General features: G+C 37.5%; 24 protein-coding genes and 2 tRNA genes. 1 reads left to right on the plus strand and 25 read right to left on the minus strand.

Annotated elements, in window-relative coordinates; all coding sequences use genetic code 11:
- Nucleotides 1–371: 371 nt before the first annotated feature.
- The 16 genes from N784_RS01470 to N784_RS01545 all read right to left on the minus strand — a co-directional run bounded on the left by N784_RS01470 (nt 372) and on the right by N784_RS01545 (nt 14,385).
- Nucleotides 372–1,757 (minus strand): MFS transporter, encoded by a 1,386-nt coding sequence (locus N784_RS01470; protein WP_198134379.1) that lies wholly within the window; start codon nt 1,755–1,757, stop codon nt 372–374.
- A 385-nt stretch (nt 1,758–2,142) separates the two neighbouring features.
- Nucleotides 2,143–2,216, minus strand: a tRNA-Arg gene (locus tag N784_RS01475).
- A gap of 26 nt (nt 2,217–2,242) precedes the next feature.
- Nucleotides 2,243–2,316: transfer RNA gene (locus tag N784_RS01480), tRNA-Gly, on the minus strand.
- A 94-nt stretch (nt 2,317–2,410) separates the two neighbouring features.
- On the minus strand, nt 2,411–2,929 hold the full coding sequence (locus N784_RS01485; RefSeq protein WP_332307837.1) for a metallophosphoesterase: 519 nt from the start codon (nt 2,927–2,929) through the stop codon (nt 2,411–2,413).
- 24 nt (nt 2,930–2,953) lie between these two features.
- Nucleotides 2,954–3,544 (minus strand): XTP/dITP diphosphatase, encoded by a 591-nt coding sequence (locus N784_RS01490; RefSeq protein WP_036831283.1) that lies wholly within the window; start codon nt 3,542–3,544, stop codon nt 2,954–2,956.
- Nucleotides 3,545–3,573: 29 nt separating this feature from the next.
- Nucleotides 3,574–4,320 carry a ribonuclease PH gene (gene rph, locus N784_RS01495; protein ID WP_036831285.1) on the minus strand — a complete coding sequence of 249 codons (747 nt, stop codon included), beginning with the start codon at nt 4,318–4,320 and terminating at the stop codon, nt 3,574–3,576.
- 187 nt (nt 4,321–4,507) lie between these two features.
- A complete protein-coding gene (locus N784_RS01500) occupies nt 4,508–5,602 on the minus strand; it encodes a GerMN domain-containing protein (RefSeq protein ID WP_036831287.1) in 1,095 nt (364 codons plus the stop codon).
- Nucleotides 5,603–5,733: 131 nt separating this feature from the next.
- Nucleotides 5,734–6,549, minus strand: a complete 816-nt coding sequence (gene racE / locus N784_RS01505; RefSeq protein ID WP_036831289.1) for a glutamate racemase — start codon at nt 6,547–6,549, stop codon at nt 5,734–5,736.
- A 14-nt stretch (nt 6,550–6,563) separates the two neighbouring features.
- Nucleotides 6,564–7,019 (minus strand): MarR family winged helix-turn-helix transcriptional regulator, encoded by a 456-nt coding sequence (locus N784_RS01510; RefSeq protein ID WP_036831292.1) that lies wholly within the window; start codon nt 7,017–7,019, stop codon nt 6,564–6,566.
- Nucleotides 7,020–7,155: 136 nt separating this feature from the next.
- Nucleotides 7,156–7,380, minus strand: coding sequence for a helix-turn-helix domain-containing protein (locus tag N784_RS01515; protein ID WP_036831295.1), 225 nt, complete (start codon nt 7,378–7,380; stop codon nt 7,156–7,158).
- Between the two features lie 110 nt (nt 7,381–7,490).
- Complete coding sequence (locus tag N784_RS01520; RefSeq protein ID WP_036831298.1) at nt 7,491–8,147, minus strand: response regulator transcription factor; 657 nt, start codon at nt 8,145–8,147, stop codon at nt 7,491–7,493.
- Between the two features lie 17 nt (nt 8,148–8,164).
- The gene (locus N784_RS01525) at nt 8,165–10,498 is read right to left on the minus strand and encodes an ATP-binding protein (RefSeq protein ID WP_036831301.1); all 2,334 of its coding nucleotides are present in this window, start codon (nt 10,496–10,498) and stop codon (nt 8,165–8,167) included.
- 115 nt (nt 10,499–10,613) lie between these two features.
- The gene (locus N784_RS01530; RefSeq protein WP_232305953.1) at nt 10,614–11,063 is read right to left on the minus strand and encodes an acyl-CoA thioesterase; all 450 of its coding nucleotides are present in this window, start codon (nt 11,061–11,063) and stop codon (nt 10,614–10,616) included.
- Nucleotides 11,064–11,184: 121 nt separating this feature from the next.
- Nucleotides 11,185–11,949, minus strand: a complete 765-nt coding sequence (gene sdhB, locus N784_RS01535) for a succinate dehydrogenase iron-sulfur subunit (RefSeq protein WP_036831305.1) — start codon at nt 11,947–11,949, stop codon at nt 11,185–11,187.
- Nucleotides 11,949–13,712 carry a succinate dehydrogenase flavoprotein subunit gene (gene sdhA, locus N784_RS01540; protein ID WP_036831308.1) on the minus strand — a complete coding sequence of 588 codons (1,764 nt, stop codon included), beginning with the start codon at nt 13,710–13,712 and terminating at the stop codon, nt 11,949–11,951. Before sdhA ends, sdhB begins: the two co-directional genes overlap by 1 nt.
- A gap of 61 nt (nt 13,713–13,773) precedes the next feature.
- A complete protein-coding gene (locus N784_RS01545) occupies nt 13,774–14,385 on the minus strand; it encodes a succinate dehydrogenase cytochrome b558 subunit (RefSeq protein WP_036831309.1) in 612 nt (203 codons plus the stop codon).
- 347 nt (nt 14,386–14,732) lie between these two features.
- On the opposite strand from N784_RS01545, the gene N784_RS01550 reads away from it, so the two are divergent.
- Entirely contained in the window at nt 14,733–15,164 is a 432-nt protein-coding gene (locus tag N784_RS01550) for a YslB family protein (RefSeq protein ID WP_052127076.1), read from the plus strand.
- Nucleotides 15,165–15,205: 41 nt separating this feature from the next.
- On the opposite strand, the gene uvrC is transcribed toward N784_RS01550, so the two are convergent.
- From uvrC to N784_RS01595, 9 genes are all read right to left on the minus strand, one after another.
- Nucleotides 15,206–16,999, minus strand: coding sequence for an excinuclease ABC subunit UvrC (gene uvrC, locus N784_RS01555; RefSeq protein WP_036831310.1), 1,794 nt, complete (start codon nt 16,997–16,999; stop codon nt 15,206–15,208).
- 76 nt (nt 17,000–17,075) lie between these two features.
- The gene (gene trxA, locus N784_RS01560) at nt 17,076–17,390 is read right to left on the minus strand and encodes a thioredoxin (protein WP_036831312.1); all 315 of its coding nucleotides are present in this window, start codon (nt 17,388–17,390) and stop codon (nt 17,076–17,078) included.
- A gap of 199 nt (nt 17,391–17,589) precedes the next feature.
- Complete coding sequence (locus N784_RS01565) at nt 17,590–18,570, minus strand: electron transfer flavoprotein subunit alpha/FixB family protein (protein ID WP_036831317.1); 981 nt, start codon at nt 18,568–18,570, stop codon at nt 17,590–17,592.
- A 30-nt stretch (nt 18,571–18,600) separates the two neighbouring features.
- Nucleotides 18,601–19,374 carry an electron transfer flavoprotein subunit beta/FixA family protein gene (locus N784_RS01570; RefSeq protein WP_036831318.1) on the minus strand — a complete coding sequence of 258 codons (774 nt, stop codon included), beginning with the start codon at nt 19,372–19,374 and terminating at the stop codon, nt 18,601–18,603.
- A 17-nt stretch (nt 19,375–19,391) separates the two neighbouring features.
- The gene (locus N784_RS01575) at nt 19,392–20,162 is read right to left on the minus strand and encodes an enoyl-CoA hydratase (protein ID WP_036831319.1); all 771 of its coding nucleotides are present in this window, start codon (nt 20,160–20,162) and stop codon (nt 19,392–19,394) included.
- A gap of 21 nt (nt 20,163–20,183) precedes the next feature.
- Nucleotides 20,184–20,774: a TetR/AcrR family transcriptional regulator gene (locus N784_RS01580; protein ID WP_036831324.1), complete on the minus strand. Its 591-nt coding sequence runs from the start codon at nt 20,772–20,774 to the stop codon at nt 20,184–20,186.
- A gap of 137 nt (nt 20,775–20,911) precedes the next feature.
- A complete protein-coding gene (locus tag N784_RS01585) occupies nt 20,912–22,618 on the minus strand; it encodes an AMP-binding protein (protein WP_036831328.1) in 1,707 nt (568 codons plus the stop codon).
- A 175-nt stretch (nt 22,619–22,793) separates the two neighbouring features.
- Nucleotides 22,794–23,078 carry a hypothetical protein gene (locus N784_RS01590; protein WP_036831330.1) on the minus strand — a complete coding sequence of 95 codons (285 nt, stop codon included), beginning with the start codon at nt 23,076–23,078 and terminating at the stop codon, nt 22,794–22,796.
- 361 nt (nt 23,079–23,439) lie between these two features.
- Nucleotides 23,440–23,844, minus strand: a complete 405-nt coding sequence (locus N784_RS01595; RefSeq protein WP_036831332.1) for a DUF350 domain-containing protein — start codon at nt 23,842–23,844, stop codon at nt 23,440–23,442.
- Nucleotides 23,845–23,850 lie beyond the last annotated feature (6 nt).

The raw sequence follows: 23,850 nt of genomic DNA on the forward strand, positions 1-23,850 counted from the left end.
CCTTTAGTATGTTGATTTAAAACATCATATCATTTTTAAATTAAGATACAAATAAGAATTTATTAATTTTTACTTCTTTTTTTCACAACACCGGCTAGCTTAATTACACTCATGATCATAATAATGAACGCTTCTTTACATCTCGTGGCAACGAAAAACCGCCCATTTACACTACCTGCTAGTATAAACGAATCGTTTTGTCTCCTTCTCAATGAATAACCTTAATAGGTATTACTTAAAATTATAACCATTGCAAAAAAAAAATGACCTTGTAAATATTACCGAAGTCATCTTTTTCGTGTTTTTTATTACTGTTCAGCTGTTCGCTAACATGAATAATACGACACTTTTAAGAGATAGTATGTTCTGTGTTAGCCACTTTCTTCTCTCTTCACAACGTATATTAGTATAAAAACCAACAAGGCAAGAATGACAATTAAGGTAAGTGCAATAAAAATATTGCTGTATATAACCTCTTCTCCTTGTCTTGTAAAAAGTGGATTCCAGCTATCCTGAATATTACGGAAGTCTAACACACTTCCAATAGCTGCAGTACTTATGGTTCCTGCTAAAAAATTTAATAAGTTAAATAATCCAATCCCTACTCCATTTTGTTGTGGTGGTAAAATCGTTGCAATTAAATCTACTGCCGCTGTCGAAATAAGCGGAAAACTAAGATAGGATATAAGTAAACAGGCTGCTACCACCCAGCCAGGTTCTCCAATCAAACTCCCAAGAAGGAAGGTACCTGTCCCCATTAAAACAAGTCCCATAATCATAACAGGAATACCGCCTTTCTTGCTCGTGATTTTCCCACCTATTTTTCCAGAAATTGCAGAAGCCATTGCCCCAGGAAAAATAACCAATCCAATTTGGAAAGCGTTAAATTCGTAATACTTTCCGAGCATAATGGGCAATACAAACATTAATCCCATTATGACTGCATTAGCAAAAAAACCGACCAAAACAGTGGTGGAATAGGGAACATTTTCCAAAACAGAAGGGTCAATAAACGGGTTCGAGGCTGTATAAACCCTTCCTACAAATAAAAGACCAACTACAACAAAGGTTGCAGCTGTGTACCAACTGAATGTGGTAATAAAAAACAAGAGGCTTGCTACCGAAATAGCCATTAATATAGCTCCGATTACATCAAGTTGCCCTTCCCTTCTGTTTTCTTGTGGAATCCATTTATAAATAAAAGGGATTGTTAATAGAGATAAAACAGATAGCACAAACAGATAACGCCAACCTAATGAAGTAGCAACTACGCCTCCCAGCATCGGACCAACACCCGACGCAAACGCAAACACAGCTGAAAGACCTCCAACAATAACCCCTCTTTCTCTAGGTATAAACCTTCCAGGAATTAAAAAGCCCAATGCAGGTATAGCTGCTCCCCCCATCGCTTGAATAATCCTTGCCACAATTAACATACTATAATTAGGTGAAACCATCCCAAGTATAGCCCCTGTTGAGAATAAAACAACGCTAATTATTAATAAAGTACGAATTGGATAGATGTCAGCCAGCTTTCCATATACTAAAGAACCAATTGAAAAAATAAGAATGTATACGGTCATAACCCAGCTAACTTCTGAAGGAGATAATTCGAATGTAGCTGATATATCTGGTACGGCCACATTAAACATCGTACCGTTGATTACCGTCAAAGTTAGCAACAAACCCACTAAATATACAATCTTCCTTTTATGTTGATCGTTTATTTCTGTACTATTATGTGTAGCATTGTGCACCATAATCATCCCCTGGATAAGTATTTATTTATACAACACAATTATTGCTTATATGAACATATGCTCATATTTTAATTTTAAATTTACAGTTGTTTAACTTTATTGTCAACAATTATTATAAATGAATGACACTAATGTACTCATTTCTTATTTAACTAGGAGATAAAATTTTTATATGTCAATGCCCATTTTCATTCGTGGCTTGGAGAGGATTCTATTATAGACTAGTATAGAATTTAAAGAAGAAGTAGCCGGATAATCTAAAGATAATAAAACTAACCAAAATATTGACTAAAAAAAGATATGCTAACACAGTTTTAATCTGTGTTAGCATATCTTATCTGTTCAAAACTCTCATATTAAATTTCAAACGTGTATGTAGTGACGTCCCAGGAGAGATTCGAACTCCCGACCTACGGCTTAGAAGGCCGTTGCTCTATCCAGCTGAGCTACTAGGACATGAATGACAAATTTATGTATGTTATTGGAGCGGGTGAAGGGAATCGAACCCTCATCATCAGCTTGGAAGGCTGAGGTTTTACCACTAAACTACACCCGCATTTTTAATATCATTAACCCGTTTCAATTGAAGCGAACAAAAATTATTATATACGTTTATGAACGAAGTGTCAATAGGATTCGGCAGGATTTTTTTATTCTCCTGCCGATAAATCTACTGTAAGAGTTAAATCAGGTAAAACAATTCCTTGATCCGTATAAAATTCCACCGTTGCATCCGATAGCTCTTCCCAATACAATGTTGCATACGTTTTTTCTACGATGCCTCTAGGAAGTCTGATGCTCCCTGGATTAATAAACAGTTTATTATTCACTAGCTCTGCCCCAGCAATATGAGAATGCCCAAAACATATCACGTTTGCCCCTAATTCTTCCGCTCGATAGGATAAAGGCATTAAAGTTCGTTTTACATCATGTAAATGACCATGCGTTACATAGAATGACAAATCGCCTATAACGAAATTATTTTCCTCGTTAAAACGGTTATCAATATCACAATTGCCACCAACTTTGTACATTCCGCTCATTACGTCTACATTTATAGGCAATTCTGAATCACCGCAATGAATAATGGCATCGACTTCATCCGCATGACGTTCCTTTATCCTTTGCACTTCTTCTACTAGTCCATGACTATCACTCATTATTAACACTTTAGGCAATGTGATCTCCCCTTTTTACACCATTAATTGAATCGTTTGCTCTATTTTCATTAATGCGTTATGCCGATGGCTAATAGCGTTTTTTTCACCAGAGGTTAATTGAGCCATCGTTTGATTATACCCATTAGGAACGAAAATTGGGTCATAGCCAAAACCATTTGCACCTTGAGGTTGTCTAGCTATTGAACCTTCACACGTACCTCTCTCTAATATGGTTTCTTGACTAGGTATAGCTAAGGCAAGTACACAAACAAACCTAGCTGTACGATGATCGACTTGTTCTAGTTCAAGCAGTACTTTATCCATATTAGCTTTGTCGTCTTTCTTTTCCCCAGCATATCGTGCTGAAAACACGCCTGGCCGTTTTTCTAGAGCATCAACTTCCAAACCAGAATCATCCGCTAATACCGGCTTATTAAGAAGGGCCGCAATCGTTTCTGCCTTTAACTGAGCGTTCTCTGCAAATGTCATTCCTGTTTCTTTTACATCCGCAATGCTTTCATCTATTTCTTCTATGCCATACGTTTGAATACCGTATTGAGCAAATAGCTGACGGAATTCTTCAATTTTCCCCTTGTTTTTTGAAGCGATAATTAATTCATTCATTGCACTCTTCCCTTTTATGAAGATTGGTTTTATTTCTCCTCAATATGTGAGCACCATTTTCCTAATGCTTGCTTTTGCTGGTCCATTATTTGTTCGACCCCTTTTTGGGCAAGCTCCATCATTTTCTGTAATTGTGTATAAGAAAACGTGGCTTCTTCTCCAGTGCCTTGTAGCTCCACGAATTCACCATTACCTGTCATGACGACATTCATGTCAACAAGCGCTTTAGAATCTTCTTCATAGCATAGATCTAATCGTTCACTGTCATCTTCTAGAATACCAACAGATGTCGCCGCTAAGTAATCGTTAATTGGAAGGTTCTTAATCGTCCCTTTTTCCATTAGTTTACCAAACGCCAATACCATTGCTACATAAGCGCCTGTAATAGAAGCCGTTCTCGTCCCACCATCTGCTTGAATAACATCACAATCAATCCATACCGTTCGTTCACCAAAGGCTTCTAAGTCAACAACCGCACGTAAGGATCTTCCAATTAACCGTTGAATTTCCATCGTACGCCCTGACACTTTCCCTTTCGAAGATTCTCTTATGTTACGCTGTTCGGTCGCACGTGGAAGCATCGCATATTCAGCAGTAACCCATCCTTTTCCTTGACCTCTCATAAAAGGTGGTACGCGTTCTTCAATGCTTGCATTACATATTACCTTTGTATCCCCTACTCGAATTAATACAGACCCTTCAGGATGCTTCACATAACCTGTTTCTATATGTATTTGTCTTAACTCATCGTTTGTACGTCCATCTATTCTTTCCATATACGACTCCTCCTTCTCATCACAAAGTATATCGTAACATACTTTCTCGACTTATTTGATAAGCAAATCATCATTCGAGTTGTATTGTTACATTTCCCTTTCTTCCTTCTAATTATGACACCACTTATACATCATCATAAAAAAAGAGACTACCAATAAGCCTCTTTCCCCATTTGAATTGTTCTTATTAAAAACTCCCTGTTTCAGAAATCTCCCCTCTTGTTACTGGTTGGGCAAGTTCTACACCTTTTTCTGTAAATACTTTATCTTTATTTTCTACCTTTACAGAGACTGCTTCGACTTCAGGCTGTTCGGTTAAAGAAAGTACGAGAGACTCCATCACTTTATTCGTTACGACAGATTTGTCATCAAAATCATTTAATACGTTCTCATTAAACGTTAAAGTTAATACTCCATTTTCCAAATCCGGTTCTGCTATTAGCTTCACATCTTGATTGAATACCGTTAGCAAACCTGTATTGTTATAACCTGGTCCATTGATTAGTGTTTCTACAATCGTTTCGTATTTTTTGCTTTCCTTCACGTCCACACGCTTCGTAACAGGAATATAGTATAGTTGATCATTATGTTGCGAAGGGTAGTAAACCGTAACGGAATCGCTATCGGTTAAATCCATGACATCACCAATTTCAAGATTAATTCCATTTGCTCTGGAATAGCCTTCTGCTACCGGCGTTCCATTAACAGGCATGACATCGGTATCATGACCGTTAATTTGCAATTTCAATCTCTCTATACTATCAAATTGCGTTAAAGTGTATGTCATAGCTTGTAGCACCTTTAATTCATCCTCAGCTCTATAGTCTTCAAATTCCTTTGATACATCAACTACAACAGTTCCATCTTCTAGTAAATTCAAGCTAAATTGCGTTCCAGCAGGTAATACCGCCTGAAATCCATTCGGTAACAACTCGGTTACAGGACCATCCTTCACTAAATATTCCAATGATTGTTTAGCAACTTCTTTGGAATCTACCATCGGCACGGCAACCGTTTGCGGAACAACCATACCTTCTTCATCTAACAAATACAACTGACGGTCAACTGTCGCATTTCCCTCCGCTTCCTCTATTCCTTCCTCGTCAAGTTCTTCTTCCTTCATCCCCTCTTCTGCATCTTGTGATGTAGGAACATTTGCTTCTTCCGTCTTTTGCTCTTGGGGAACATCCATTTCTTCTAAAGATTGCTCTCCTTGAAAAACACAGCCCGTAAGTAGCGCAATACTCATCAGTAGACCTACAAAGATGATCTGCTTCTGCATTTTTTCCCCTCCTATGATGGTTTGTACTATTATATATACGAGCTTTTTTTTGAATTAGACCATACAATATTGCTCACAAAAAAAATAAGCCCGTACCATAAAGGCTTAGACTTATTGTTTTCCTATTATTTTTATAATTGTTGTGTTACTTCTAACTGCAACGAATGAATATTTAATATTGGAGTATCAAACCAGTCATTGGCTATTTTCTCAAATAATTGCTTATCCCCAGTTGTATAAAAGTGATGATTAGGCAAACGATTACTTTGATATAGTAATTGATAATACTCTAAAATCACACTTACTTCTCGTGCCGTTTCATCGCCTGAACAAATAACTGTTATGTCTTCCCCCATTACCTGTTGAATCATATTTTCTAACAACGGATAATGCGTGCACCCTAATATTAAAGTGTCAATCGAACTATTCTGTTTCAGCGGCTCTAACGTTTCTCGTACTACCTTATGTGCTTCTGGCCCATCCAAAACGCCTTGCTCTACCATAGGGACGAACGCAGGACAGGCTAAACCTGATACATTTATGAAAGGATTAATTTGATGCAATGCATCCGCATATGCTTTACTCTTAATCGTTCCTTCCGTTCCTATTACGCCTATTTGTAAATTATCTGTTCCTTTAATCGCTGCCCGAGCTCCAGGCTGTATAACTCCTAATACGGGTATGTCTAATGTTGCTTTCAATTCTTGTAAAGTAAATGCTGTAGCGGTGTTACAGGCAATGACAAGCATCTTAATTTGTTTCTTTAATAAAAAATGAACCATTTGCCATGTATATTCAATGACTTCCTCTTTCGGTCTCGGCCCATAAGGACAACGTAATGTATCTCCTACATAGATTAACTCTTCATTCGGTAGCTGTCTCATAAGCTCCCTAGCTACAGTCATTCCTCCTACTCCTGAATCAATAACTCCTATAGGTCGGTCCAACTTCATCGCCTCTTTTATTTGATTTCCATTTCTTCTTCTTGGATGCACTTCATTTCATCATACATTTCATTCAACAAATGACGAAACAATTCGACATGCTCACTAGAAAACGTTCGAAATACATGTTCTAAATGTGCCTGTCGTTTGTCAATCACTTCTTGAATAATCGACTTTCCTTTATCTAACAACCGTATTTGAACGACTCGTCGATCCTTTTCATCCTTCACGCGTTGTACTACCTCATTGCGCTCCAATCGATCAACTAAATCCGTTGTTGTACTATAAGCTAGGTGCATATGATTAGACAACTCCCCAATCGTCATATCCCCAAATTCTAATAACCATTGTAAAGCAAGAAATTGAGGTAATGTAATTGGATATTGATCTAGTATTTCCCTACCTTTTTGTTTAATGATGCATGATGTATATCGCAATTTTTTTTCAATATCGGCAATAGGCTGATTATCCATTGCTTCCTCCTAACCTCTCTCCCTTATTACATGAATTACATCTAATTTTACGATTTACGCAAAAAAATGCAAGGGAGAAGTTAGATCACGTTCTCTCTAAATACAGAAACCGACTCCTATTGAAGTCGGTTTCTTCTTACAACTTGAGTTCCCCCATACGAAGGAGCTCAATAACAGCTTGAGAACGCCCCTTTACTCCAAGTTTCTGCATCGCATTAGAAATGTGGTTTCGAACTGTTTTCTCTGAAATAAAAAGTTCTTGGGCTATTTCCTTTGTCGTCTTATCTTGAACCAGTAATTCAAATACTTCTTTCTCTCTTTTCGTCAATAATTGCTTCGGCTTGTAGTCTTTCTCCTCCAAATGTAAACCCCTCCTTGCTAACTGAGAGCTGTACAAAATGAGGGTAATCATTTAGTCTTTACATCTTATGATAATTTAATTTAAGCTGTTCCATTATTCCCTATCCTAAATTACGTTTGTGAAATGAGCCCAAGCTCTTTCGCCTTCATGAGCGCTTCGGTTCTTGATCTCACTTCCAATTTATTAAATATACCAGTAAGGGTGTACTCTACACTTCGTTGGGACATATGTAATTTTTGTGCAATATGACGATTCGTATAACCTTTAGAAACTTCGTTCAGTATACTTTGTTCCTTCTCATTTAATGAAATCGCAACTACTTCTCCATCCGTATTAGTCCCTTTATGAATCACCTTCGCTTCTACCCTGCGTAATTGCTTAAACAAATGCAAAGGCAATACAACTTCCTCTCGTAGAGCACAATGAATCACCGTTACTAATTGTTCCTTAGAAGCTGTTTTGCTAACAAATCCGGATATATTGGATTCTACTAGTAAATTAAAATGCGTATTTAAATCAAAACCTGTATAAATAATTATTTTTATTTCAGGAAATTTACTACTTATCTTTCTCGTTAATTCAATACCATTTAACCCCGGCATGTATAAATCAAGTAATACAATATCATAACTTGTCGTAGAAAGCGTTTCTTCTGCTTGCATACTGTCGGAAATCATATCTACTTCCATGTCATATTCTTGTTCTAACAATGATTTTGTTCCTGTGCCAACAGCTGGATGGTCATCGACAATAAGTATTCGAGTCATTTTTTACATCTTCCTTTCTATCTTACATCATACAATGTAACCTTCACGTGAAATCCTCCATTTGGTTTCGTATCTATAACAACTTCTCCGTTAAGCCCATTCACACGTTGCTCAATGCCTGATAAACCCATATGTGCGAATAGATCAATTGACTTGTCCCGCCTCATACCGATCCCATTATCCTGGTACAGCAATAAGACATTTGCTCCGTCTTTTTCTAGTGACAAATACACCTCATCTGCTTGCGAGTGCTTCATCGCATTCGTTAACAGTTCTTGCACAATACGATAAATTGCCAAAACGTATTCATTTTCAATTTCCATTTTGAAATTGGAGTAGTCGAACTGTACGGTGAAATTGGAACGGAGCTGATATTGTGAAACTAAATTTTCTAGAGATGGAATAAGCCCCATTTCTTCTAAAAAAGGTGGCCGCAGTTCATTACAAGTCTCTCGAATTAAATGGATATTATCCAACATTTGCTCCCGAAACCCTTTTAAAATCTGCATCACGTCGTCTGTTAATGCCCCATCATACCTATTCAAAAAATCATCCATCTGTCTATAAATATACAATTGCTCTTGTAGCACCGTATCATGCAAATCTACCGCAATCTGCTGCCTTTGATGCTCTGTAAGGGAGAATAACAAGCGTGATAACCATGCTGGATACTTTTGCTTGGATTGATTATGAATTTGCTGCTCCAGCTCTTCTAGCATATTTTCCATTAAAATCAAGTTCTCAATAGCAATGTGAGTATTATGTGTCATTGCTTGTATATACGATTTCTCATCTACATTTAAGGCAGTGTTATTAGGTTTCTCTGAACAATACAAATAAGTTAATTTATTTACCGTGTATCCGATCATTAACGCGTAACCTTCATGCTTTTTCAGCTTAACAACTTCCCCTAGTTGTCCATTTTCTTCATCTATTCTATGTGCACATTCTTTCATCAATGCCACTTGTATCGGATAGTGTACACCATACATTTCCATCGTAACACTTTTTGAAAAGAAGTGAATCTCTTCTATTCCCATTACATCTTTCAACTCTTTACTTAGACGATAATACAAATCAACGGGGTCTTTCTCTTTCTTTATTTTTTGAACGAATTGATGCATACTTTGCTGATAATTATTCTTCTGGGTAAACAAGTTTTGTTGTAGTTGAAAATCGAATAATTCTTTCACGTACAAAAAAGCAATGAACGTCACCCAAATGAGACAAAGCAATTGCAAAATACGTTGAACATTCCAATCACCTGGCACCAACATCATGACAAATAAAAGAATCATAATAGCTGGCAAAATCGACACATATGAATAATATCTAATCCTTCCTATTACGAACTCAATATCGAACAAACGCTTGGCTGTTATTAAATACAAGAACATTAGTGGAAATGCTATTAAAAATAACAAAGACCATTCTGCTTCCAATAGCTTTACCCCTATTGTGTATGCAGGAATTAGCGTTAAAAAAATGTAAGGTCCTACACTTAACAATATACCAACAAATAAATACTGAAATATATTCGAATTCGGCGTGTGTTTAAATTGTTCTTTTCCTTTTATGACGAACACAAAAACAATGATTGTAAACACGATAAATACGCTTGATATGAGCCCTAGATACCAATCGGGATATACATGAAAGATAAATAAACAGGCCTCTATCCCTGTAACTACAAAAGCGACCATTGTCATCATACGGTAAATCCACTTTGGTATCCAATCCTCATCCACTTCATGAAAGTATGTACTTAAAAAACGCACAAATAAAACTGGCGTCAATAAAACCGCGCTCGTATTCACTATAGTTGAGACAAATTCAGTACGAGCTGCCCCACTACTGGCTAAATAAGCTAATCCCAGCATATAAAAAAATACAATGATATACTCCCCAGATTTGTCATCCCTCCTATGATAAAAAATGAATATAGCGATAAAAAACACCATCACCATAAACAAAAGAGGAATAATTAAATAAAAAAAGTATTGAGGAACACTTACATCTTCTTCTATTTCATCGAATAATGTCGGATTATCTAACAATACCGTTATACTAGAAGCATTCTCAATCGTTTGAAACATAGTGACTGTTTCATTCTCTTCCGGGCTTCTCCCATCTATTTCGAGTATAACTGTTCCAGGTTGAATATTTCTATGCCACCCCCAACTATGCTCTTCCACATCAGAAACAACCCATTGGCCTTCACTATTTTGATGCACATGGATACCAATATAAGGAGACGTTAATATTACCCCTATTATGTATATGGATAAGATCAAAACGATAGCAGAAACTATATATAAGCGATTACGCTTCCACGCTGTACTCCATTTCATTCTTCATACCCCATTACATAGCATTCATTACAAATTTATCTAACCTACTATTATAATAAAGCATCCCCTTCACGAAAAAAAGCCAGGAAACTATTCTCCTGACTTTTACGACTTATTATTCTGCTACGTGAAATCGCTTTTTAATTTCCCGGGGAATTTCGACAGGCTTACCGGTTTGTGGGTTAATTTGGACAATTCGACCTCTTCCTGTCAAACAAACTTCTTCCGATTGATTAACCGCTAAGTAATGTAAATCATAAGAAGTTCGACCGCAATATTCTACTTTTACATGCATCTTCAATTGGTCATCAAAATACACTTGTTGATGAAAATCACATTGTAAATCAGCTACAACTGGGACACTTTCTGGTTTATGATGGACATTATCAAACATGCCTACTTGTTTCATAAATTCAATTCTTGCTTCTTCAAAGTATATAAACGGGGCCGTATTGTTCATATGGCCGAACATATCGGTTTCAGAAAAACGTACTTTAATCGGTGTATAAAATTCAAATGCTTCTTTCCATGTAGAGTAATCTTCAATATATGCAACTTGTTTCAAGCCTATCCCTCCCATTTAGATTGAACCATGTGATGCTTCGTTATAATGACAAACAAAATCCTAGCACAAAACGAAGCTGCGCTAGGATTCTTCTCGTTGCTTTATCATTTATCTGATGCAATTAAACTTCGTAATCACTTCCGAAGAATTTTTTGAAAGAGTGGATTGCTGTTTCTCTATTTAATGATGCAATAGACGTCGTTAATGGAATGCCCTTTGGACAGGACTGAACACAGTTTTGTGAATTACCACACTCTGAAAGTCCACCTTCCCCCATTAACGCTTCTAATCGTTCGTTTTTATTCATAGCACCTGTCGGATGTGAATTGAACAGGCGCACTTGAGATAGCGGAGCTGGTCCAATAAAGCTTGATTTACTATTTACATTAGGACAAGCTTCTAAACAAACACCACAAGTCATACACTTAGATAACTCATATGCCCATTGGCGTTTATTTTCTGCCATCTTTGGTCCTGGACCTAAATCGTGCGTTCCATCAATCGGGACCCATGCCTTCACTTTCTTTAAAGCGTCAAACATGCGACTACGATCAACTGCTAAGTCACGAACTACAGGAAATGTAGTCATTGGCGCTAATCGTACTGGTTGTTCTAGTTTATCAATTAAAGCTGTACAAGATTGACGAGGCTTACCATTAATCACCATAGAACAAGCACCACATACTTCTTCTAAACACCCCATATCCCAATATACTGGGGTCGTTTTTTCTCCATTAGCATTAACAGGGTTACGACGAATTTCCATTAACGCTGAGATAACATTCATATTCGTGCGATACGGAATGTGAAACGTCTCTTCATACGGATTCGATTCTGGATTATCTTGTCGTGTAATAATAAGTGTAATTTTTTTAGAATCACTCATTATTTTTTACCCCCTTTACTTTTGGAGTAGTCACGTTTCCTTGGCTTAATTAAAGAAACATCTACATCCTCGTATTTAAATACTGGGGCTTTTTGAACAGGATCATAAGATGCCATCGTTGTCTTTAACCATTCCTCATCATTTCGCTCAGGAAACTCTGGTTTGTAGTGCGCACCACGACTTTCATTACGATTGTATGCACCTAGCGTTATAACGCGAGCAAGGTCTAACATATTGTCTAATTGACGAACAAACATAGCACCTTGGTTACTCCAACGAGTGGTATCGTTAATATTAATATCTTTAAAACGTTCTTGTAACTCTTGAATCTTCTTATCTGTTTCTAGCAAGTTTGCGTTATCACGAACAACCGTAACATTGTTCGTCATCCACTCCCCAAGCTCTTTATGAATTTGATACGCATTTTCCGTTCCGTTCATATTCAAAATCGCATCAAACTTCTCTTGCTCTTCCTTCACTTTATCGTCAAATAGTTTCTCAGGCATATCTTCTGCATTGTTTTCAACGCCTTGCAAATACTCTACAGCTTTAGGTCCCGCTACCATTCCACCGTATATAGCTGAAAGTAAAGAGTTTGCGCCTAAACGATTTCCACCGTGTTGTGAATAATCACATTCACCAGCTGCAAATATACCAGGAATATTAGTCATTTGATTATAATCCACATATAAACCACCCATCGAATAATGGACAGCTGGGAAAATCTTCATTGGCACTTTTCGAGGATCATCGCCAACAAATTTCTCATAAATCTCAATGATTCCTCCCAATTTGACATCTAGTTCTTTCGGATCTTTATGAGAAAGATCTAAGTAAACCATATTCTCGCCATTAATACCGAGCTTTTGTCGTACACATACGTCAAATATTTCACGAGTGGCTATATCACGAGGTACAAGATTGCCGTATGCAGGATATTTCTCCTCTAAGAAGTACCACGGCTCCCCATCTCTATACGTCCATACTCGTCCACCTTCACCTCGAGCTGATTCACTCATTAAACGTAACTTATCATCACCAGGAATAGCTGTCGGATGAATTTGAATAAATTCCCCATTTGCATACACTGCACCTTGTTTATATAACGCTGCGGCAGCTGAACCTGTGTTAATTACAGAGTTCGTTGATTTACCAAAAATAATTCCCGGTCCGCCTGTCGCAAAAATTGTCGCATCTGCTTTAAATGCTTTTATTTCATGGCTATTTAAGTTCTGAGCGACAACGCCTCGTCCAACACCATCTTCATCTACAATTGCAGAAAGCAGTTCCCAACCTTCATATTTCGTAACAAGGCCTGCTACTTCATGACGACGTACTTGCTCGTCTAAAGCATACAACAATTGCTGTCCAGTTGTTGCACCCGCAAATGCCGTACGGTGGTGTTGCGTACCTCCAAAACGGCGAAAATCTAGTAAACCTTCTGGAGTTCTGTTAAACATAACTCCCATTCGATCAAGCATATGAATAATACTTGGTGCAGCCTCACACATTGCTTTAACTGGTGGTTGGTTAGCTAGAAAGTCTCCACCATATACTGTATCATCAAAGTGTTCCCAAGGAGAATCCCCTTCCCCTTTCGTATTAACAGCTCCGTTAATTCCACCTTGTGCACATACAGAGTGAGAACGCTTCACTGGTACAAGCGATAATAAATCCACATGCACTCCTGCTTCAGCAGCTTTAATGGTTGCCATCAAACCGGCAAGGCCTCCGCCCACCACTACGATGTTTTCTTTACTCATTGTTAACTACTCACTCCCTTTAAGACTGTTCAATCTACTTACTCCAATACACTAGCTTAGATTATACAAAAGCGAAAATAGCCGCTATTCCTACATAACTTAAAGCCAAAAACACTCCTAAAGTAACATATGTAGATACTCTCTGTGAGCGTGGAGTCATTGTTATACCCCAGCTAACACCGAAAGACCACAATCCGTTTGCAAAGTGGAAAGTTGTAGAGATAACCCCAATCATATAAAAAGCAATCATAAATGGGTTACTAAATATATCAGCCATTAAATCATAGCTCACTTCTACATTTCCTAATGCTACTTGAATTCTCGTTTCCCAAACGTGCCAAGTTACGAAAATAAGTGTTACAATTCCTGATATACGTTGTAGGTAGAACATCCAGTTACGGAAATACCCATAACGCGACACGTTGTTCTTTGCTGTAAAAGCAATGTACACTCCGTAAATAGCGTGGAAGTACAATGGAATGAAAATAATAAATAGTTCAAGTACGATTCTAAATGGAAGACTCTCCATAAAATGAGCCGCACTATTAAAAGCTTCTGGCCCACGTGTCGCAAAATGGTTTACCACTAAGTGTTGGATTAAAAAGATTCCAACTGGAATGACTCCTAACAATGAATGTAATCGGCGAAAGAAAAACTCTCGATTTGTTGCCATTTGTGACGTTTACCCCCCTCAAAGATATAAAGAATCATCAAACAATACGCACTCTTCAGACAATAAAGCGCTTTACCGAGACAGAAAAAATAAAAATACTTCTTTTTTTGTCACTTGTCTGTCAATAAGTACAATTTGTAACACGTATATTGTACTGCTATCATGTAGAAGCGTCAAGGAATCGTGCTCTTTTATCACATACCTTCACCATTCTAGTTTCCTAGTGCATATTTTCTTTAATAGTAACATATTTACATTCATTTATGTCATTTTCTATTCTATAACCATTGCGAAATCCCCTATTAGACTGTAATAATATTATAGTAGATATAGAGAGGATGAACACAATGAGTACTTCTACCGAACAATTGATACATCGATATCAAAACATTCCCTCCACTTCTATTAGCCATGAGGTTTTACGCTCTGAATTATTAGCGGACATGCTAGGAAAAGAAGCAGAGACAATCCTATATATAATGGGGAAAAATTTAGCTCGTACTTATCCTTGCCAATCCATTGAAGAACTAACACCTTTCTTTGACCTAATGGGATGGGGCGATTTAATCGTAGAGAAACAAAAAAAGAAAGAATATCATTTTCAATTATCCGGCGCTATTACAGAAGCCCGCCTTTCTTACAAGCAACCCTATTGCTACAAGTTGGAAGCTGGTTTTCTAGCGCAGCAAGTTGCACTGTTAAATGAAATAGAAGCAGAATGTGCCTACGAAACGAATAAAAGAAAAAAACATGTTCAGTTCCATGTAGTAACACTGTAATACCTTACAAATAAAAGCTATCCTTACGAGTTGGATAGCTTTTATTCATTTTCTCGCTTTGTTTGGATGTTTAAATGGCGATGTATTGCTTCAGCTACCTGGATTGGAATACCTAGTTTCGTTAAATCCGATATTTCCGCTTTTCTAATATTCTCAAGCGATGAAAAATGTTTTAATAATAATCGTCTCCGTTTCTGACCAACCCCTGGTATATCATCAAGCTGAGAGTGAATCACACTTTTTCCACGTAACTGACGATGAAATGTAATGGCAAAACGGTGTACCTCATCTTGAATGCGCTGGATTAAATAAAATTCAGGCGATTGGCGATCCACATCCACTACTGCAGGAGGAAAGCCGTATAAGAGCTCGCTCGTTCTATGTTTATCATCCTTCGCCAAGCCGCATAAAGGGATATCTAATCCTAATTCATTTTCTAACACGTCCTGAGCTGCACTCATTTGCCCTTTCCCACCATCAATCATAATTAAATCTGGCAAAGGCAATTGTTCTTTGATGACACGTTTATACCTTCTTCGCACAACCTCGCGCATCGTTTCATAATCATCTGGTCCTTCTACATCTCGAATTTTAAATTTACGGTACTCTTTTTTATTCGGACGTCCATCTATAAATACGACCATCGCTGACACAGGATCGGTTCCTTGAATATTAGAGTTATCAAATGCTTCAATTCGATGTGGCGTCTCAATATGCAACGTTTCTCCAAGCTTTTCTACAGCTTTTATTGTTCGCTCTTCATTTTGTTCAATAAGTGTAAACTTCTCCTCAAGAGCAATTTTCGCATTTTTATAAGCTAATTTCACCAATTCTTTCTTTCTTCCACGCATCGGTACATGAACATCGATTTCTAACAACTGTTTCAACATCTCAGTATCAATACCAACTGGAACGAGCACTTGCTTTGGTTTAGGGTGGTTTTGATGCATGTAAAATCTACCAATGAAGCTAACAAATGTTTCTTCAGCGTTATCAAAAAATGGGAAAATCGATACGTCACGTTCCATTAACTTTCCTTGACGAACAAAAAACACTTGTACACACATCCAACCTTTGTTGTATGAGTAGCCGAATATATCTCTGTTCACTTGATCATTCAATATCATTTTTTGCTGTTCCATTACAGAATCAATGTGTTGTATTTGATCACGAAATTCCTTGGCTCGCTCGAAATCCATTTGTTCAGATGCTTGGTACATTTTCTCTTTAAGCGTATCCTTAATTTCTTTATGCCCACCGTTTAAAAAACGAGAAATTTCTTCAACGATTGCTTGGTTTTGCTCATCAGCTACATCGTATTGACAAGGACCTAAGCATTGATGCATATGATAATACAAGCACACTCGATCTGGCATGGTATTGCATTTACGCAATGGGTATATTCGGTCTAGCAAACGCTTCGTTTCTCTTGCTGCTATGACATTCGGGTATGGACCAAAGTACTTTCCCTTATCCTTTTTAATGTTTCTTGTAACAATTAAACGAGGGTGGCGTTCAGCAGTTATTTTCAAGTACGGATATGTTTTATCATCTTTTAGCAAAACGTTGTATTTCGGGTCATACTTCTTAATGAGGTTCATTTCTAATATTAATGCTTCTAATTCAGAGGAGGTTACAATATATTCAAAATCCTCAATTTCCCTTACGAGGCGTGTTGTTTTTGCATCATGAGCACCAGTAAAATAGGAGCGCACTCTGTTTTTTAAAGCTTTGGATTTACCAACATATATGATTGTCCCATATTTGTCTTTATACATATAGCAACCAGGCTGGGCTGGTAATACCGCAAGTTTCTCTCTAATATGCTCTTGCATTGCTCTATCACTCTCCACACATACTCGCGCGAATGAAAAAACAGTCTAGCTTGGCCAGACTGTTCTTTCATCTAAGTTACGCGTGCTTGTTTACGAATTCAACAAGTGCTTCTTTAGGTTGGAAACCAACAACTTGATCCACTACTTGGCCGTCTTTGAATAAAAGTAAAGTAGGGATACTCATCACACCGAAGTTTCCTGCTGTTTCTTGGTTTTCATCTACATCCAATTTAACTACTTTCACTTTGTCGCCCATTTCTGCATCTAATTCTTCAAGAACAGGAGCGATCATTTTACAAGGTCCACACCATGGTGCCCAAAAATCCGCTAATACTAAACCTTCGCCTGTTTCTTGTTTAAAGTTTTGATCTGTTGCATTTACAATAGCCATTTAGGAATTCCTCCTCCAATAATTGAAATCATTATAGTTATAAAATAACTTTTCAAAGTATAACATTTTCCCATCGGTTAAGCTAACAATCTGTTTATATTTTGGTCATGCATGTTATTTATTTGTATCTTGTTTATGTACTATACATAAAGAGCACTGAAACAGACCGTAACCGCCTCTCGTCTCAGTGCTAAACATGTTAGGCATTGATTTTCAATTGCTTAAATTCCTCAATTAATTTAGGAACAACGTCAAATAAATCTCCAACAATACCATAATCCGCTACATTAAAAATGTTCGCTTCTGGGTCTTTGTTAATCGCAACAATGACTTTAGAATTAGACATACCTGCTAAATGTTGAATAGCGCCTGAAATGCCACAAGCAATGTATAAATCAGGTGTTACAACTTTACCTGTTTGACCAATTTGTAATGAGTAATCGCAGTATTCAGCATCACATGCCCCGCGGGAAGCACCGACTGCAGCACCTAACACATCTGCTAATTGTTGTAATGGTTCAAAACCTTCAGCACTTTTCACTCCACGACCACCAGCTACAACGATGTTCGCTTCTGACAAATCCACTCCTTCTGTAGACTTACGAAGGACATCTTTAATAATCGTTCTTACATCTTTAATATCTACTTGCTTTGATTGTACATCACCACTTCTACTATCATCACGTTGTAACGGCTTCATGTTATTCGGGCGTATAGTAGCAAACAGCAGACCGTCTGCAATCATTTTCTTCTCGAATGCTTTTCCAGAATATATCGGTCTTGTAAATACTACATTTTCCCCAACGTGATCGACAGCCACTGCATCGGAAATTAGACCACTTTCCAATTTACTAGCAAGTTTCGGTGTGAGGTCTTTACCAATGGCTGTATGCCCCATTACGATGCCGTCAGGAGATTCCTCCTCTATTACGGAAAGGACAGCTTGACCATAACCATCAGAAGTATACGTAGCTAATGCATCGTGCTGCACTGTGCACACTCGATCAGCACCGTAATAAATCATTTCTTTGCCAAGGTTTGATACATCATCAGAACCACATAAAATCCCTACAACTTCTCCATTCGGACTGATCTTCCTAGCCGCAGCAATTGCCTCAAATGTTACATTACGTAATGCACCGTCACGCGCTTCTCCAATAACAAGCATTTTCTGACTCATAAAGATTCCCCTTTCTCCTTAGTAAATAAATTACAATACTTTCGCTTCGTCGCGTAATAAAGATACTAACTCTTTTACTTGGTCATCTAGTTCTCCTTCTAAAACTTTCCCCGCTTCTTTTTCAGCTGGCAGGAAGATTTCTAATGTTTTCGTTTTCATTTCCACATCCTCTTCATCTAGATCAAGGTCATCTAATTCAAGTTCTTCTAGAGGTTTCTTCTTCGCCTTCATAATACCTGGCAAAGATGGATAACGCGGCTCATTTAACCCTTGTTGACACGTTACGAGTAATGGTAGTGATGCGTCTACCTTCTCCACATCGCCCTCTACATCACGTTCTATGTGGACTGTTTCCCCAGCTATTTTAATATCTGTAATGGTTGTGACGTAAGGAAGGTTTAGACGTTCAGCTAATCGTGGGCCAACTTGACCACTCGCTTCATCAATCGCTACATTTCCAGCTAAAATAAGGTCTGCTTCTTTATCATCAAAAAATGCCTCTAAAATTTTTACAGTAGTATATTGATCTCCTTCTTCTACATCATCTTCCGTATTAATCAATACAGACTTATCTGCCCCCATTGCTAGAGCTGTTCGCAATTGCTTTTCGGCCTCTTCTCCTCCAATAGTTACCACCGTCACTTCTCCACCATGTTCATCTCGGAGCTGAATCGCTTCTTCTACTGCATACTCATCGTACGGATTAATAATAAATTCCGCACCTTCTTCATCGATACGATTGTTGTCAATAACAATTTTCTCCTCTGTGTCGAATGTCCGCTTTAATAGAACGTAAATATTCATTTCATTACCCCCTTGGTTTATTGATCGTTGAATTGTGGCTTTCTTTTATCAATAAAGGCTTGGACGCCCTCTTTCGCATCTTCATTCCCGAACACTTGACCAAATGCCTCTTGTTCAGCTTTTAAACCGCTTTCAAAATTGGATGTATAAGAATACGGTACTAATCCCATAACAGCATGTATGGACGGACCACTCTTCTCACTAATTTTATGCGCTAAACTCATCGTGAAATCTTCTAATTGTTCCTCTGCTACCGCATGATTTGCTAAACCAACAGCAGCTGCTTCTGACCCACTAATAGGCTCACCAGTTAAAATCATTTCATATGCTTTTGCCTGACCTACATATCTAGGTAGCCGTTGAGTACCTGCAAAACCAGGGATAATTCCTAAATTTAATTCAGGTAAACCTAATTTCGCTTTTTCTGTCACAATTCTTAAATGACAAGACATTGCAAGCTCCAGTCCTCCGCCTAATGCTGCCCCATGAATAGCAGCTATAACAGGGACATGAAACGTTTCAATTCGGTTAAAAATATCCTGACCTTGTTTTGCTAGATTGCTATATTCGGATTGCTTCTGTAGAGAAGTGAATTCTTTAATATCAGCACCTGCCGAAAAGAATCGTCCTTCTCCTTTTAATACGACAGCTTTTGCGCCTTTTTTCTCTATTTCATCTAACGCTTTAGCTAAGTCCTTTAAAATGTAAGACGCTAACGCATTAGCGGGCGGACTTTGAATCGTTATAAGTGCCACTTGTTCTTTCCATTCTAATTGAAGATAGTCCATACTTGCATCCCCTCCTACATATTATTTCTCTTTGTTCATTAACCCATTGATTAAAAGGGAATGAACACCGTAAGCTTGTTTTACTAAATCGTATTTTTGTTCCTTCATAACCCAATTCGTAACGGTTTCATCTAACGTTCCAAACACCATTTGGCGTACTAACCTTGAGTCAATATTTTCATCTATCACGCCTTCCTGTATTCCTTGTTGAACAATTTGATCGATTATTTCTAAGTATGGCTTTAAAATATTATTAATTCTTAACCGAAGTTGTTTGTTTGATTGCCTTAATTCGAGCTGTGTTACAATCGCTAAATGGTGATCTTGGGCTAGCTGGTGGAAGTGCATATGAATGAATGAAAATAATTTATCTTCTACATTCGATTTCAAACGTATATCTTCCTGTATTTTTTCAATTAAAAGCCCCATTTTATCTTCAAAAAGGGAAATTAATACATCTTCTTTATTTTTGAAATAGATATAAATGGTCCCATCTGCGACACCTGCTTTTTTAGCAATTTTGGATACTTGGGAAGCATGATACCCATTTTCCGCTATTACTTCTACTGCTGCGTCTATTATTTGTTTATATTTCGGTTTACTCTTTTTCATTTGTATCTCCTTTTTACCTAAACCTATCAGAAACTGAATGAATAATCATTCAGTTTCATTGTACACAATTGAGTTTATTCTGTCAATATTCAGAAAATGACTTGTCCTATTTCACATAAAAAGAAGTAATGCACTTTTTATATGGTTTCTTTGTGTCCCTCTCCATGCTTCGCCTTTTCTTCATCGACTAGTGCTCTTCGTAAAATTTTACCGACTGCTGTTTTCGGCAATTCTTCTCTAAATTCATAAATGCGTGGCACTTTAAAGGCGGCCAAATGGCTCCGGCAATATTCATTTAGTTCTTCTTCTGTTACAATTTGATCTTGTTTGACGACAACGTAAGCTTTTACTGTTTCACCTCGGTATTTATCTGGGACACCTGCAACAACAACTTCTTGTATTGCATCATGTTCATATAATACTTCTTCTATTTCTCGTGGATAGATGTTAAAACCACCAGCAATAATCATATCCTTCTTACGATCGATGACGTAAAAGAATCCCTGCTCATCCATGTACCCAAGGTCCCCTGTACGAAACCACCCATCTCGTAATACTTCTGCCGTATCCTCTGGTCTATTCCAATACCCTTTCATGACTTGTGGACCAGATACTGCAATCTCTCCAATGGATCCAATTTCTACTTCCTCATTCGAATCTGCGCTCACTATTTTAGCATTTGTATCAGGCCAAGGAACTCCGATGCTTCCTCCCACTCGCTTCTCCCAAACAAAATTAGAATGTGTGACAGGAGATGTTTCTGTTAACCCATACCCTTCTACCAGCTTACCATTTGTGAGTTGTTCAAACTTTTCCTGTATTTCTACCGGTAAAGGCGCAGACCCGCTTATACAAGCTTCAATGGAAGATAGGTCGTATTTATGCAACTCAGGATGATTCAAAAGTGCGATATAAATCGTTGGTGCACCAGGGAATAGAGTTGGGTGTTGCTTATCTATCGTTTTCAGTACATCTTTCACTTCAAATTTCGGTAATAAAATCATTTTAGCCCCGACCATAACAGAAAAATTCATAATCGTTGTCATACCGTAAACATGAAAGAAAGGGAGTACACCTAGCATGCTTTCTTCGCCTTTTCTTGCTTTATATAACCATGCTTGACACATTTGTGTATTGGACACCAAATTATAATGCGTGAGCATAACCCCTTTCGGGAAACCGGTCGTACCACCGGTGTACTGCAGCAAAGCAATGTCTTCTTTTACGTTTATTTCAACAGGATTAATGATGCCAGTCGCTTCTTTCATTATTTCCTGCCAAATGTGCGTATGCCCATTATGCTCTACATCAACCACTATTTGTTGTTGTCTCTTTTGAATGAATGGATAAATTATATTTTTCGGAAATGGCAAATAATCTTTAATGCCTGTTACAATAACATGTTCTAACTCGGTATTTTCTTTTACATTCATAACACGTGGATAAAGCAAATCTAAGCAAAGAATAACTTTCGCTCCAGAGTCTTTCATTTGATACTCTAGTTCTCTTTCCTTGTATAATGGGTTTGTTTGTACGACAATTCCACCTGTCATTAGAACTGCATAATAGCCAATGACCGCCTGAGGGGTGTTTGGAAGCATAATTGCTACGCGATCCCCTTTATTGATTCCTAATGATTGTATATAACTTGCAAGTAAGGTAGCTTCTCCATACAATTCATCGAATCGCATCTCTTTTCCCATAAAATAAATGGCTTTGTGTTTTTTATACTGCTTAGCACTTTCCTGCAAATAGTTTTGTAAAGGCTTCTCTTCATACGTAAGTGATGTTGGAACTTGTTTAGGATAATGCTGCAACCAAGGCTTTTCTTCTACATATCCCATTTTTCATACCCTCCTTCACCTATACTTACTATTATTATACCTACAATGCACGTATAATTGAATTATTATTTTAAATTTTTAGATATTTTAAAAGGTTTTTTTTGTAAAAAACGCCTTTTAAAGAAGATAACTTCTAAAATAAGGCGATTATTAGTAACACAATGTAATGCGTATTTTATTTTAGTTGATGGATTAAACTTTCTAAGTGTGCTACATGATGATAAGGAACAATGGGGGTTTTTTTTCCATTCAACTCAATGGGGACGACGACACCTCTAGTTAAGTCAGGAAAGAAAATGGAGGATTGGTTTATCTGACAAAAATAACTTTTACCTGTAACACCTTTGATAATATCTCTAAGAATCGACCGCATCACAGTCGCTGAAACTTGTTCGCCAACTCCTTTTTTATAGTCCTTTTTTGACAACGGGATGACGATTTTAATTTGACACTCTTCCATTCTTTCTTTCTCCTTTTTTATAACCATTTATAGTGAAGTTCAAGTGATTACATAACATCTAATTATTTTATTATGTCGTACTTTCACCATTCGCGTAAATGCGACAAATATACTAAATGCTTAATCACTATTGCTCTCGTACTAATAGATTCTCCTAAGAGGTGGTATAAATTGTGAATTCATTCACTAGCTAGTATTTATGTACATGGGGCTTTAAACCCATTAAGAACGCCCCCTTCACACTAGTAAAGAGGGCATATTGCTAGGCAAATAAAATCATATACATGACGCCAAACAATGCAAAAATCACTGCAACGACTGCTAATACTTTGGATAACGTCTCCAACACAGTGCCTCCCTTTTATCCAATATTCGCACCGATAACGAAGGACAAACCGACCGATATAACTAATGAAATAAAACCAACAGCGCGGTTGTCTTGTTTTATTTCATTATCAATGCGAAAACTTGGTGTCAAAAATTCAAAAATATAATACCCCGTTAACATTAAGATGAAGCCACTAAATCCCCAAGCCATCATAAGTAGTAAAGAATCATTATGCATGATGGAGAAACGAAAAATGTTAGCAATTCCAAATATCTTTCCTCCAGTAGCCATTGCAACGGAAAGATTCCCATTCTTAATTTCTTCCCAATTCTCATAGCTCGTTACAATTTCAAATATGGCTAAACAAACTACTCCGCATAACACTACTACACTATAACTAGCTGCCGTTTCTATAAAGGGATTTTCCCAAAAATTCATGTAACC

It is taken from the genome of Pontibacillus litoralis JSM 072002, from assembly GCF_000775615.1.
Classification (GTDB): Bacteria; Bacillota; Bacilli; order Bacillales; family BH030062; genus Pontibacillus; species Pontibacillus litoralis.